Here is a 13612-nt window from a genome sequence, read left to right on the forward strand (position 1 = left end):
CAGCCGAAACAGGGGATGGCGCTACACCTTCCACGGCCCTGCGCGGGAAGGAACGGATCAGTTGCCGAACAGCCCCGTCAGACTGCGCTTGATGATATTGGTCACGCGAGGTTTGGGTTCTACCTGAAACGGCATCGGGCGGCAGACCTCTATGGCTGCAACCCCGACACGGGCGGTCAGCGCACCGTTTATGACACCTTCTCCGAAGCGGCGGGAAACTTTGGACAAAACCCCGCCCCCTGCCACAGAACCGATCAGATCGTCACCGATGGCCACAGCGCCCGTTGCCACAAGATGGGCGGCCACGGCCTTTGTCAGTCTCCAGCTTCCAAGCGTGCCGGACCGTCCGCCATAAATCTGAGCAATCTGGCGAATCATTCGCAGGTTGGCGCTTAGGGCTACAACCACATCCGCAAAGGCCAGCGGCACGACCGCTGTCGCGGTGGCCACCTGCCGCGCCGCAGATTCGATCTGCCTGCGGGCGAGATCATCAAGCGGCCGCAGCAAAAGGCTCTCGCTTTGGGCAAGGGCACTGTCCGCATCCAGTATGTCGTTCCGCTGTTCCGCAAGCCGTGCCAGCCCCCAACGCAATTCGATCCGCCCGCGATAAAGGCTTTCGAGCTTGTCCTGAAAGCTGTGAACCTCTGCCAGTGTACCTTCCTGCACCAGATGCTCTGCCTCGGCCCGCAATCCATCGATCCGGCGCAGCCGTGACAGGGTGGCCAGCTCGCGCCCCGCCATGACAAGAAGGGCTCCGACAACCAGCGCCAGCAGGCCCAGCGCCACGCGGCCCAGCCAGACATTGCGCGACACCAGTGTTTCGACGAAATCCCAGACAAACACACCGATCATAAAGGTCAAAAGCGCACCGAGCGCCCACCAGAATACCCGCGACACGGCCGAGCGGCGACTTGCGGCCAAGCGCAGCCCGACTTCGGCAGCAGGCGTATGACGGGGCTGGTCGAGATCGGGAACCGGCGGCGCACTGGCCGGAGTGTGATCTTGTGCGGGGGCAGCGTCCAGATCAATAACCACTGGCTTTGTAGGTTTGCGGTTCATATCAGTCGATCCCCGATCAAAAATTCGGCAGCGCGGTCCAGCCGGATATGGGGCGGACCATCGCCCGCCTTCAGCGACACCTCGGCGGGAGCAAACCCCATGATGGCGTAATCGTTGTCCAACCAGCGTTCAGCCCCCTGTTCAGCAGGTTTTAACAACACCGCAGGGTCTTCGGGCAGACGCCCCGGATACATCGCTGCCTGTTTGCCGGTCGAGAGCAACTTCCCCCGCACCAGATCCAGCGTTTCCCCGTCATGGCTGCGGGTCTCTTCCACGGTTGCCCGCAAACTGGCCAGCGCCATCGCATCCGTCTGCGCCCCCTGATAGGTCGCCTTGTCCCGCGCACTGCGCACCAGCGCCCCCATGATGGCGGTCAAAGCAGGATGCTGGTGGTGGTGCAAATGATCCGCTTTGGTGGCCGCGAACAGGATACGTTCGACCGATTTGCCACGCAGTGCAGACAGAAAGCCGTTCCGGCCTGTTTTGAAACAGGACAGGATATCGGCCAGCGCATCGCGCAAATCCCCGACAGCCTGCGGCCCCGCATGGATAGCGCCCAGCGCATCCACCAGCACCACTTGCCTGTCGATGCGCGAGAAATGATCCCTGAAAAAAGGCCGCACAACGCCGGATTTATAGGTCTCATAGCGCCGCGCAAACGCCCGCCCGAGCGAGTTTCGCGGGTATTTCCCCGCAGGCAGCGGCGCAAATGTCAGCGCAGGTGAACCCGCCAGATCCCCCGGCATCAGGAATCTCCCCGGCGCACAGGCCGACAGACCGGATTCCCGTGCCGCCTGCAAATAGGCGGTAAAGGCCGCTGCCAGTTTCTGCGCCTGCGGTTCATCGAGTTCCACTTCGGGGTCAACCAGTTCCAGCAACGCCAGCCACTCTGCCGCAAACGGCGCACGCGAAGGCTTTTGCGCAAGAGCAATCGCACCCTGTGACCACTGCTCAAAGCTTTGCTCCATCAGGGGCAGGTCCAACAGCCATTCGCCGGGATAATCCACAATATCGATATGTACGGTCCGCGCCGATTTGATCGCCGACAGAACACCGGCAGGGGCCACCCGCAAGGACAGGCGCAACTGGGAAATCGCCCGCGTGCTTTCAGGCCAGTGCGGGTTCGGGCCGGTCATCGCCGACAAATGTTTTTCATATTCAAAACGGGGCACCAGATCGTCGGGCTGGGGTTGCAGAAACGCCGACTCGATCCGCCCCTGACTGGCCGCCTGCAATGCGGGCATCCGGCCACGATCCAGCAGATTGGCCACAAGAGATGTGATGAAGACGGTTTTTCCGGCACGGGACAGCCCCGTCACCCCCAGCCGGATCACCGGCTCGAACAGGGTTTCACTTACGCCGTCGCTGATCAGTTCCACCTGCCGCGTTACACCGTCAATCAATGTACCAATGCCCAGAATACCGTGTCCTTCCACCCGCTGCTTCGTGTTATGGCCCTGATCCTAAATAAGCACGGATGCCGATCATTCATAGACCTTGGCAAAGTCATTTTCCCAAGGTATCGCAATGCTATGCCACGTTACGCGCTTAAAATCGAATATCACGGCAAGCCCTTCGTCGGCTGGCAGCGTCAGAACGGGTTACGCTCGGTTCAGGGCGCGGTTGAAGATGCCTTGCGCAAATTGCAAAAAGACCATGACGGCATTCAGGGCGCCGGACGCACTGATGCCGGAGTCCACGCCTACGGGCAGGTGGCCCACGTGGATCTGGAGCGGGACTGGGAGGCATTTCGCCTGTCCGAAGCGCTGAACTACCATCTGAAACCCGATCCTGTGGCCATTGTGGATGCCGCCCGTGTGGATGAAGACTTCCACGCGCGCTTTTCCGCGACCGAGCGCAAATACATCTTCCGCCTTGTGTCCCGCCGCGCCCCTGTCACCCATGATGCAGGCAACGTCTGGCAGGTGCGCCACGATCTGGATGCAGGCGCCATGCAGGAAGGCGCAAACCGCCTTCTCGGGCGGCATGATTTCACCACCTTCCGTTCGACCATCTGTCAGGCCAACAGCCCTGTGCGCACGCTGGACGAACTGACCGTGACACAGCACCCCTACCCCGATGGTACCGAATTCCGCTTTTTCGTGCGCGCCCGCAGTTTTTTGCACAATCAGGTGCGCAGCTTTGTGGGTACGCTGGAACGGGTCGGAGCCGGATCATGGACGCCCGACGATGTGTCTGACGCTCTTAACGCCACGGATCGCGCCGCCTGCGGGCCGGTCTGCCCGCCCCACGGGCTCTATCTTGCAGATGTAACTTATCCTCAAAATCCTTTTCAGAAAGACCCCTGACGATGTCCCACCATTGGCAAGCCGCGCTCAAGACTCATTTCAACCTCGCCGCCGATCTAAAACGACTGGATGGCGAATACGATCTGAACTTCACGGCCCGTGCAGATGGGAAAGACTATATCTTCAAGGTAATGCGCGAAGGCTGCCCCGTTGATCTGGTGGATATGCAATGCAAAGCGATCCGCCATCTTTCGACAAAGTTTCCCGACCTGCCCCTGCCCGAACTGGTGCCGACCGTTGACGGTGCGCTCTACACCACTTTACCCGATGAGCACGGTGCGGAACGGTTGGTCTGGCTACAGACCCGCCTGACAGGTACGTGTTATGCGGACCATATGCCCAAACGGCTGGAGATGATCGAACAGTTGGGAACCTACCTCGGGCAGATGGATGCGGGATTGCAGGATTTCACCCACCCGCAACACGCGGTCCCCTTCAAGTGGCACCTGCCCACAGGCGAATGGATTGCGGCCCATACGGATAGTATAACCGATCCCGCCCGTCGCGGTATCATTGAACAGATCCTTCAGCAGTTTGCCGCACTGAAACCGGCACTGGAGGCGCTGCCGGCTCAGGCCATCCATAACGATCTGAACGATTACAACATTTTGGTCACGCGGGAGGGCGACATCTCCGGCCTGATCGACTTTGGCGATATGACGGCCAGCCCCCGCATCTGCGATCTGGCCATAGCGGGCGCCTATGTCGTGCTTGACCACGAAACTCCGGAACGCGCGCTTGCAGCGCTGGTGCGCGGGTATCACAAGGCAACCCCCCTTACCGCCGCAGAGGTCGACCTGCTTCTGCCGCTGCTGCGGATGCGTCTTGCCGTCAGCGTGGTCAATTCCACTATCGAGGCCGCTGAGAACCCCGACGATCCTTATATCACCATCTCTCAGGCGCCAGCTTGGCGCTTTCTTGAACTGGGCGACATTGATGCGGGATTGATGAACGCCCGCCTGCGGGCTGCCTGCGACCTTCCTGTTGTGGAAGGCGCAGATCGTGTACTTGACTATCTGAACAGTAACCGCGGCAGTTTTGCGCCGCTCATGGGCAAACCGCTGGACGATGCGCCCCTTGGCCCGCTTTCCGTTGCCGCCGTTGCCGCCCCGCGCAATCCGTTTGACATGCCTCTGGCAGAGGCCGCTACCTTGGGCGCTGAATATGATACCGGCGATATGTGGATCGGTCTGTGGGGTGAACCCCGCCTGATCTATACCGCACCGGCCTTCCGTCAGGGACCGTGGAAATCCTCCGACCGGCGCACGGTGCATCTCGCTGTCGATGTTTTCGCCCCCGCCGGAACACCGCTCTTCGCCCCGCTGGATGGTGTGGTCGAAGTGATCGAGAACCGCACGAACCATCTGGACTACGGCGGCGTTATCATCCTGCGCCACGAAGCACCGGACGGCACGCCGTTTTTCACCCTCTACGGCCACCTCGCCCCTGACAGCCTATCCTCCCTCAAGACAGGGGACACTGTCGCAAAAGGAACCGCCTTCTGCGCCCTTGGCGATGCCAGCGAAAACGGCGGCTGGGCGCCCCATGTGCATTTCCAGCTTGCCCTGACGACAGACGGCATGGGCCACGACTGGCCCGGTGTGGCCAATCCGGACGAAATGGGACTCTGGGGCGGCGTCTGCCCCAACCCTGCCGCGCTGTTGAACCTGCCGGATGATGCGGTAGCCTATCAACCGATGCCAAAGGCAGAAACGCTCGGCAAGCGGCGCAGACATTTCGGTGAGAACGTCAAGCTCAGCTATTCCGATCCGGCCATGTTCCTGCGCGGCTGGAAACACCACCTGTTTGACGAATGGGGCCGCCCCCATCTGGACGCTTATAACAACGTCCCCCATGTGGGCCACGCCCACCCGCGTATTCAAGCGATCGCGGCGGACCAGCTGATGCGGATGAACTCCAACACCCGCTACCTGCACCCGGCCCAGACCGATTTTGCCGATACGGTGCTGGCAAAAATGCCCGACCCGCTGTCGGTGTGCTTCTTTGTGAATTCAGGGACCGAGGCAAACGAACTCGCCCTGCGTCTTGCAGCAGCCCATTCCGGTGGCAGGGACATCATAACCGCCAATCACGGCTATCATGGCAATACGACAGGGGCGATTGCGATCTCGGCCTATAAATTCAACGCCAAAGGCGGGGTCGGTCAGGCGGACTGGGTGCAACTGGTAGACGTGGCCGATGATTTCGCCGGTCCCTTCCGGCGCGAAGACCCAGACTGCGCCGATAAATACGCCGCCCAGATCGACGGGGCCATCGCAGCCGTCTCAGCTCGCGGCAGCAAGGTGTCTGGCTGGATCAGCGAAGTCTTTCCCTCAGTCGGTGGCCAGATCATCCCGCCCCAAGGTTACCTGCCACAAGTTTACGCCAAAATCCGCGCCGCCGGCGGCGTCTGCATCGCGGATGAGGTGCAAACCGGTCTCGGGCGACTGGGCGAGTACTATTTCGCCTTTGAACAACAGGGCGTCACACCCGATATCGTTGTGCTCGGCAAACCCATCGGCAACGGCCACCCCATCGGCGTTGTTGTGACCACTCCGGAAATCGCCGCCAGCTTTGCCCAAGGACCGGAGTATTTCTCAACCTTCGGCGGCTCGACCCTGTCCTGCCGGATCGGGGCGGAGGTGCTGAAAATCGTGGACGACGAAGGCTTGCAGGACAACGCCCGCCAGCGCGGACAGGAACTGCTCGACGGTCTGCGCAAACTACAGGAAAAACACGCCGTTATCGGGGACATTCGCGGCATGGGCCTGTTTGTGGGCGTTGACCTTGTGACGAACCGCGAAACCCGCGCACCGGCCACAGAAATCGCAGACCGGGTGATCAACCGCATGAAGGAAAACCGCATCCTGATCGGCTCGGAAGGGGCGCATCATAACGTGCTGAAAATCCGCCCTCCCCTGACAATCGAGGCGGATGACATAAAACGCATCCTCCATCAACTGGACAGCATCTTCAGCGAAACCGCCTGCCAGCCCTGAACGAAAAACGGGTGCCAGCATCCTGACACCCGTTTCAATGTTCCGAAAAATACTCCCGCCGGAGGCTCCGGCGGGAACCGAATTACCCGCGGTTCATGCGGTTTTCGATCAGATCTTCCACGACGCTCGGGTCCGCAAGGGTTGAGGTATCGCCAAGCGCGCCGAAATCATCTTCGGCGATCTTGCGCAGAATACGCCTCATGATCTTGCCCGAACGGGTTTTTGGCAGGCCCGGCGCCCATTGGATCAGGTCCGGTTTTGCAATCGGGCCGATTTCCTTGCGCACCCAGTCGGACAGTTCCTTGCGCAACGCCTCGCTCGGCTCCTCGCCCGACATCAGCGTGACATAGGCGTAGATGCCCTGCCCCTTAATGTCATGGGGGTAGCCCACAACGGCGCTTTCTGCGACTTTTTCATGGGCAACCAGCGCGCTTTCCACTTCGGCGGTGCCCATCCGGTGGCCCGAAACGTTGATCACATCGTCCACCCGCCCAGTGATCCAGTAATAGCCGTCCGCATCGCGCCGGCAACCGTCACCGGTGAAATAATACCCTTTGTAATCACTGAAATACGTCGAAACGAAGCGGTCATGATCGCCGTAAACCGTGCGCATTTGTGCAGGCCAACTGTCCTTGATGCACAGCACACCCTCGGCCTCGGTCGTGGTGATTTCCTCGCCTGACTGGGGATCAAGGATTACCGGCTGCACCCCGAAAAACGGCAGCGTACAGGAACCGGGTTTGGTTTCGATCGCGCCGGGCAGCGGGGTCATCAGATGCCCGCCGGTTTCCGTCTGCCACCACGTATCCACAATCGGGCAGCGGTCTTTCCCGACCACCTCGTTATACCAGTTCCACGCCTCGGGGTTGATCGGCTCGCCCACGGTGCCAAGAATCCGCAGGGAGGACAGATCGCATTTTGTGACAAACTCGTCCCCCTGCCCCATCAATGCGCGAATAGCTGTCGGGGCGGTGTAGAATTGCGTGACCTTGTGTTCGTCGCAAACCTGCCAGAAGCGGCTGGCATCGGGATAGGTTGGCACCCCTTCAAACATCAGCGTGGTCGCACCATTGGCCAGCGGCCCGTAAACGATATAGCTGTGTCCCGTGACCCAGCCGACATCTGCCGTACACCAGAAAATATCGCCGTCCTTGTAATCGAACACATATTTGTGGGTCAGCGACGCATAGACCAGATACCCTGCCGAGGAATGCACAACCCCTTTGGGCTGGCCTGTGGAACCGGATGTGTAAAGGATGAACAGCGGGTCTTCGGCATTCACAGGAACCGCAGCACAATCGTCTGAAGCCTGCGCCATCAGGGCCGAATAGGAATGGTCGCGCCCCTCTTTCAGACCCACATCCGCGCCGGTGCGTTCGACCACCAGTGTTTGCACGTCTCCACAGATTTCCAGCGCCGCATCCGCATTCACCTTCAGCGGAGTCGCCTTACCGCCACGCGGTGCCTGATCCGCTGTGACCAACAGCTTTGCGTCGCAGCTTTTGATCCGTGCCGCCAGTGCATCAGGAGAAAACCCGCCGAAAACGATGGAATGTACCGCACCGATCCGCGCACAGGCCAGCATTGCATAGGCGGCTTCAGGGATCATAGGCATGTACAGGACGACTCGGTCGCCTTTTCCCACACCGAGCGTCTTATACACATTGGCAAGCTTGCTGACCTCGCGGTGCAGTTCAGCGTATGTAATATGTTTGGATGCTTCTGTCGGGCTGTCCGGCTCCCAGATAATCGCGACCTGATCGCCCCGCGCCTCCAGATGACGGTCCACACAGTTTTCGCAGACGTTCATCTCCCCGTCTTCGAACCATTTGATCGAGACATCGGGATGGGCAAAGGTGGTGTTTTTGACTTTGGTAAAAGGTTTGGACCACTGAAGCGCATTTCCCTGTTCACGCCAGAATCCTTCAGGATCTGTGACAGAGGCTTCATACATCGCCTTGTACTGATCCGCGTTAACATGCGCATTCCGCGCAATCGCTTCCGGAATCGGGTGTTTTTCCATAGGGCTGTTGTGTGCTGACATAGCTTGCCTCCTCCTAACAAGTCACCGCATTAATGACTGCAGACCCTCTCCTTCTGCAAGTACCTGCGGAAAATTAACCAAAAACTGTCAATCTGTCTGTAATGCAACGGTTTTGAAGAAGAATTTTGTAAAGAAAATGACGGAAAGCGTCACAAAACTGTAAGAAACATGACTTAAGTACCGCCTTACAAACCGCTCCGGTGCGCCCCCGCTGCACCTTTCCTGACCCGACACAAAGGCAATCCAGACTTACAATGCTTGCTTTTTGTTTTGACCAAACGGTAAGGTTTTTGCAGTTGCACCGTCAACACTAGGAGGAAATTCATTATGGAATTGAAACATTTGCTATGGGGATCGGCAACAGCCGTTATGGTTGGCGCCCCTGTTACAGCCCAAACCCAAGTCGAATTCTGGCACGCCTTCACAGGCCGTCTGGGCGAACTGGTGGCTGCACAGGTTGAAACCTTCAACAACAGCCAGTCCGATTATGTGGTCGAAGCAACCCATAAGGGTAATTATTCTGAAACACTGAACGCGGGCATTGCCGCTTTCCGTGCAGGCGAACAGCCCGACATCCTGATGGTGTTCGAAGTTGGTACCGCCACGATGATGGCAGCCAAAGGCGCGATTAAGCCGGTCTATGAAGTCATGGCCGATTCGGGAGCCGATTTCGATTCGGACGCCTATATCGGCGCGGTGAAAGGCTATTACACCACATCCGAGGGTGAAATGCTGTCATTGCCCTTCAACTCTTCCACTCCGGTACTTTGGGTTAACCGTGACGCGCTGTCGGAAGCGGGGATCGACCCTGACACGGATATGTCCACTTGGGAACAGGTGGGCGAGGTGCTTGACCAGTTGAAAGAAGCTGGCAGTGAATGCCCAATGACAACAGCTTGGCAAAGCTGGATCCATCTGGAAAACCTCTCTGCCTATCACGACACACCTTTTGCAACCAAAGCCAACGGGTTTGGCGGTGTAGACACCGAACTGGCGCTGAACGGTGATGTGCAGGTTGCGCATATTCAGGCGATGGGCGACTGGGCCAAGGAAGGCAAATTCATCTATGCGGGCCGTCGCAACGAGGGCGGCGCGAACTTCCGCTCCGGTGACTGTGCGCTCTTCACCGAAAGCTCCGCCGGTTACGCGGGCATCAAGGCCGAAGCCAAATTCGATTTCGAAGTCCGCCCGCTGCCTTACTGGGCCAGCGCGGTTGACGCCCCGCAAAACACCATCATCGGTGGTGCATCCCTTTGGGTGATGGCAGGTCAGTCGGATGAGGAGTACAAAGGTGTTGCCGAATTCCTGAACTTCCTCAGCTCTGCCGAAGTGCAGGCCCAGTGGCATCAGGACACAGGGTATCTGCCAATCACAAGTGCCGCTGCGGATCTTACCCGCGAACAGGGTTTTTATGAAGAAAACCCCGGCACCGATGTCGCGGTTAAGCAGATGACAACCAATGCGCCGACAGAAAATTCCAAAGGTCTGCGCCTTGGGTCCTTCGACCAGATCCGCGGGATCATCGACGAAGAACTGGAAGCCGTCTGGTCCGGTGACAAGGACGCGAAAACCGCCCTTGATAGCGCAAAACAGCGGGGCGACGAACTGCTGCGCCGCTTTGAACAAGCCAACCGCTAAGGCATTGGGCATCCCCGCAGGCGCGGGGGTGCCCCTTTACTGAATGGAAAAACGCGTCACCTTCAAAGGGCTCTGGTTGCCGCTTCTGCTGGTCTTGCCGCAGATCGTCATCACGGCTGTCTTTTTCTTTTATCCCGCAGGTCAGGCTATCTGGCAGTCCCTGTTCATCCCAGATCCTTTCGGTCTGTCGATGAAATATGTTGGGCTTGGCAATTTTGAATATCTGCTGGGCAATCCCTATTACCGCGCCTCTTTTGTGACAACAGCGGTTTTCTCTATCCTTGTGACCGTGGTCTCTATGGGCATCGCGCTTTATCTCGCGGTGCTGGCCGACCGGCTGATTAAAGGCTCCGGCGTCTATCGCACCCTGCTGATCTGGCCCTATGCAGTGGCTCCGGCTGTGGCGGGGGTCTTGTGGCTGTTCATGTTCAACACCCGCGTTGGCGTGGTGTCGTGGTATCTTGGCCTGCTCGGCTATGACTGGAACCATGTCCTGAACGGCGAAGAGGCCATGGGTCTTGTGGTTGTCGCCTCGGCTTGGGGGCGGATCAGCTATAACTTCCTGTTTTTCCTAGCCGGATTGCAAGCGATCCCGAAATCTGTGATCGAAGCCGCCGCCATTGACGGCGCCCGCTTCTGGACCCGTTTCCGCACCATCGTCTTTCCCCTGCTCTCCCCCACCACATTCTTCCTGCTGGTGGTAAACATCGTATACGCCTTCTTTGAGACCTTCGGCGTGATACATACGATCACCAGCGGCGGGCCGCAGCAGTCCACCACTATTCTGGTCTACAAAGTCTACGCGGACGGATTTGTCGGGCAGGATCTCGGTTCTTCTGCAGCGCAATCGGTGATCCTGCTGGTGATCGTCGGCCTGTTGACCATCGTGCAATTTAAATTCATCGAACGACGGGTACATTACTGATGGCGGATCATTCGGGCATGGTAGAAAAGCGCGGCTTTGGCCTGTGGATGACCCATCTGGGGCTGATCATCGGGCTGCTGTTTGTCTTCTTCCCGATCTGGCTGGCACTTGTGGCCTCCACGGTGACACAGGCCGACATCATGGACCCTCCAATGCCCCTGCTGCCCGGCGACCATTTCTTTGAAAACTACCGCAAGGCGCTGGTCTCGGGCATCAACGCGCCTGTGGCGTGGATGATGGTTAATTCCATGATTATGGCCCTTGGCATCGCCTTTGGCAAAATCGTCATCTCGCTGCTGTCCGCCTTTGCCATCGTCTATTTCCGTTTTCCCGGTCGGCGCACATTTTTCTGGCTGATCTTCCTGACCCTGATGCTGCCCGTAGAGGTCCGCATCGTCCCCACCTACGAAGTGGTGGCAGGCTTTGGTATGCTCAACAGCTACTCCGGCCTGATCTTCCCGCTGATCGCATCGGCAACCGCGACCTTCCTGTTCCGCCAGTTCTTCATGACCGTGCCGGACGAACTGGCCGAGGCCGCCCGCGTGGATGGTGCCAGCCCGATGCAGTTCTTCCGCGACATCCTCCTCCCGATGAGCCGCACAAACATCGCGGCCCTGTTCGTGATCCTGTTCATCTACGGCTGGAATCAGTACCTCTGGCCGCTGCTGATCACCACCGATCCGTCCATGAACACCATCGTCATGGGCATCAAACAAATGTTCCCCTCCGGCGATGATTTCGCGGACTGGCCCGTCATCATGGCAACCTCGATCCTTGCGATGATCCCGCCGGTGATTGTCGTCGTCGGAATGCAGCGGCTGTTCATCCGCGGCCTTGTAGATAGCGAGAAATAAGAATGGCGACTGTCAAACTCGATTCCCTGAAGAAGTCTTTCGGCAAAACCGAGGTGATCCACGGTGTAGACATCGACATCAAAGACGGGGAGTTCATCGTCATCGTCGGCCCGTCCGGTTGTGGCAAGTCCACGCTCTTGCGCATGGTGGCAGGGCTGGAAACCGTCACATCCGGCACGGTGCAGATTGATGGCGCAGTGGTTAACGACCGCGAACCGATGGACCGCGACATTGCGATGGTGTTCCAGAACTACGCGCTCTACCCCCATATGAGCGTGTTTGACAATATGGCCTACGGGTTGAAGATCGCAGGTACGCCAAAGGCCGAAATCGCCGAACGTGTGGATACCGCCGCAAAACTGCTGCAGCTGGAATCCTACCTGAAACGCCGCCCGAGAGAGCTTTCGGGCGGGCAACGCCAGCGGGTTGCAATGGGCCGCGCGATCGTGCGTAAACCCTCTGTTTTCCTCTTCGACGAACCCCTGTCCAACCTCGATGCCAAACTGCGGGTGCAAATGCGCCTTGAGATCAAACAGTTGCAACGGCGTCTCGGTGTGACATCACTATACGTGACCCACGATCAGGTCGAAGCCATGACACTCGCGGACCGGATGATCGTTATGAATGCAGGCGTAGCGGACCAGATCGGCGCACCGCTCGAAGTCTACGCAAACCCCGCAACCGAATTTGTCGCAGGTTTCATCGGCTCCCCCCCGACCAATTTCGTAAATGCAGATCTGGCAGGGATTGGGAACCCCGATGCAGTCAAACTCGGCGTGCGGCCCGAACATCTGAATGTAATGCCTTCCGGATCGGGACGCCTTGCCGCAAAAGTGATGTATACCGAAGCCCTTGGCGCTGAAACACTGACCCATCTGGAACTGGCCGATGGCACCATGGTCACCGCACGACAGTCCGCTACAGAAGCCGGTGCAGCGGAAGGCACAGAGGTCGGTCTGGATTGGCAGGATGGCGACGAAATGTTGTTCGACCGGAACGGCAAACGCTGCTGACAGCGGCTATTCTATTCGTTTTGGTGAAACTTTCCGGACGTGGCCCGCGTTAGTCCTGTGAAGGCGGGGTTTTCTGCGTGCCACGCACCGACAGAAACGGAAGGAAGAGCCATGTTCTTTAACGAACCCTATCTGGACGCCCTCACCAAAGGCAGCCTCCTCAGCATTTTCGCATTGTTCTGGATCATTCTGATGGTCAGGGTTGTCGGCCTTCGATCGTTCTCGAAAATGACCAATTTCGATTTTGTCACCACGGTTGCCATGGGCTCGCTGTTGGCGGGTGCGTCCCAGTCCAAAGATTCCGTCGGCTTTCTGCAAAGCCTTGCTGCAATGACCAGCCTTTTCATCGTTCAGTTCGCCGTTTCAAAGCTGCGCCACAACCTGCCGTGGTTTGATAGGGCTGTGCAAAACACACCCGTTTTCCTATTGAAAGACGGGGTCATCCTGCACCAGGCCCTCAAAACCACAAGGGTCACAGAGGATGACCTGATCGCAAAGCTACGCGAAGCCGGCGTAGAGAGCATAAAAGAGGTAAGGGCTGCCGTTCTGGAAACCACGGGCAGTATTTCAGTTCTGGCAGGGGAAAAGGTCGAAGAGGGTCTGTTGAAGGGTGTAACACACCACTAACTCCCCCCCCTTGAACGCAAACGGCCGCCCTTTTTGGGCGGCCGGTTTGTGTTTTTGTGATCGTTTTGAGAGCATTTTGTTTTGTTAATACTTACTAGGTTTGGCAGTGACTTACTCTCCCACGTCTTAAGACGCAGTACCATC

The 13612-nt window shown here is 58.3% G+C and carries 10 protein-coding genes; 7 read left to right on the forward strand and 3 right to left on the reverse strand.

Annotated features, from left to right (window positions below):
* Positions 1-57: 57 nt before the first annotated feature.
* Together C0U40_RS10675 and C0U40_RS10680 are read right to left on the reverse strand one after the other, a co-directional pair.
* The gene (locus tag C0U40_RS10675; protein WP_101655753.1) at positions 58-1059 is read right to left on the reverse strand and encodes a YcjF family protein; all 1002 of its coding nucleotides are present in this window, start codon (positions 1057-1059) and stop codon (positions 58-60) included.
* The gene (locus C0U40_RS10680) at positions 1056-2477 is read right to left on the reverse strand and encodes a YcjX family protein (RefSeq protein ID WP_180957676.1); all 1422 of its coding nucleotides are present in this window, start codon (positions 2475-2477) and stop codon (positions 1056-1058) included. The genes C0U40_RS10675 and C0U40_RS10680 overlap by 4 nt, the downstream gene beginning before the upstream one ends.
* 114 nt (positions 2478-2591) lie before the next feature.
* Between C0U40_RS10680 and truA the strand changes: the two genes are divergently transcribed.
* Both truA and C0U40_RS10690 read left to right on the forward strand, forming a co-directional pair.
* The gene (truA, locus tag C0U40_RS10685) at positions 2592-3368 is read left to right on the forward strand and encodes a tRNA pseudouridine(38-40) synthase TruA (protein ID WP_101655754.1); all 777 of its coding nucleotides are present in this window, start codon (positions 2592-2594) and stop codon (positions 3366-3368) included.
* Between the two features lie 2 nt (positions 3369-3370).
* Positions 3371-6367, forward strand: coding sequence for an aminotransferase class III-fold pyridoxal phosphate-dependent enzyme (locus C0U40_RS10690; protein WP_101655755.1), 2997 nt, complete (start codon positions 3371-3373; stop codon positions 6365-6367).
* 82 nt (positions 6368-6449) lie between these two features.
* Here C0U40_RS10690 and acs read toward each other — a convergent pair whose 3' ends face one another.
* Positions 6450-8411, reverse strand: coding sequence for an acetate--CoA ligase (gene acs, locus C0U40_RS10695; RefSeq protein ID WP_286134902.1), 1962 nt, complete (start codon positions 8409-8411; stop codon positions 6450-6452).
* Between the two features lie 327 nt (positions 8412-8738).
* Here acs and ugpB point away from each other — a divergent pair, with 327 nt between their 5' ends.
* From ugpB to C0U40_RS10720, 5 genes are all read left to right on the forward strand, one after another.
* Positions 8739-10049, forward strand: a complete 1311-nt coding sequence (gene ugpB, locus C0U40_RS10700; RefSeq protein ID WP_101655756.1) for a sn-glycerol-3-phosphate ABC transporter substrate-binding protein UgpB — start codon at positions 8739-8741, stop codon at positions 10047-10049.
* A 43-nt stretch (positions 10050-10092) separates the two neighbouring features.
* Positions 10093-10974, forward strand: a complete 882-nt coding sequence (ugpA, locus tag C0U40_RS10705; RefSeq protein ID WP_069301775.1) for a sn-glycerol-3-phosphate ABC transporter permease UgpA — start codon at positions 10093-10095, stop codon at positions 10972-10974.
* A 17-nt stretch (positions 10975-10991) separates the two neighbouring features.
* Positions 10992-11828: a sn-glycerol-3-phosphate ABC transporter permease UgpE gene (gene ugpE / locus C0U40_RS10710; protein WP_101655789.1), complete on the forward strand. Its 837-nt coding sequence runs from the start codon at positions 10992-10994 to the stop codon at positions 11826-11828.
* Between the two features lie 2 nt (positions 11829-11830).
* Complete coding sequence (locus C0U40_RS10715) at positions 11831-12841, forward strand: ABC transporter ATP-binding protein (protein ID WP_101655757.1); 1011 nt, start codon at positions 11831-11833, stop codon at positions 12839-12841.
* Positions 12842-12952: 111 nt separating this feature from the next.
* A complete protein-coding gene (locus tag C0U40_RS10720; protein WP_101655758.1) occupies positions 12953-13468 on the forward strand; it encodes a DUF421 domain-containing protein in 516 nt (171 codons plus the stop codon).
* Positions 13469-13612 lie beyond the last annotated feature (144 nt).

It is taken from the genome of Neptunicoccus cionae, from assembly GCF_002860325.1.
Taxonomy (GTDB): Bacteria; Pseudomonadota; Alphaproteobacteria; order Rhodobacterales; family Rhodobacteraceae; genus Amylibacter; species Amylibacter lutimaris.

Coding starts and splice junctions, on each gene's coding strand:
- C0U40_RS10690 (WP_101655755.1), top strand. CDS start 3,371: ATGTCCCACCATTGGCAAGCCGCGCTCAAGACTCATTTCAACCTCGCC.
- ugpB (WP_101655756.1), top strand. CDS start 8,739: ATGGAATTGAAACATTTGCTATGGGGATCGGCAACAGCCGTTATGGTT.
- ugpA (WP_069301775.1), top strand. CDS start 10,093: ATGGAAAAACGCGTCACCTTCAAAGGGCTCTGGTTGCCGCTTCTGCTG.
- ugpE (WP_101655789.1), top strand. CDS start 10,992: ATGGTAGAAAAGCGCGGCTTTGGCCTGTGGATGACCCATCTGGGGCTG.
- truA (WP_101655754.1), top strand. CDS start 2,592: ATGCCACGTTACGCGCTTAAAATCGAATATCACGGCAAGCCCTTCGTC.
- C0U40_RS10720 (WP_101655758.1), top strand. CDS start 12,953: ATGTTCTTTAACGAACCCTATCTGGACGCCCTCACCAAAGGCAGCCTC.
- C0U40_RS10675 (WP_101655753.1), bottom strand. CDS start 1,059: ATGAACCGCAAACCTACAAAGCCAGTGGTTATTGATCTGGACGCTGCC.
- acs (WP_286134902.1), bottom strand. CDS start 8,411: ATGTCAGCACACAACAGCCCTATGGAAAAACACCCGATTCCGGAAGCG.
- C0U40_RS10715 (WP_101655757.1), top strand. CDS start 11,831: ATGGCGACTGTCAAACTCGATTCCCTGAAGAAGTCTTTCGGCAAAACC.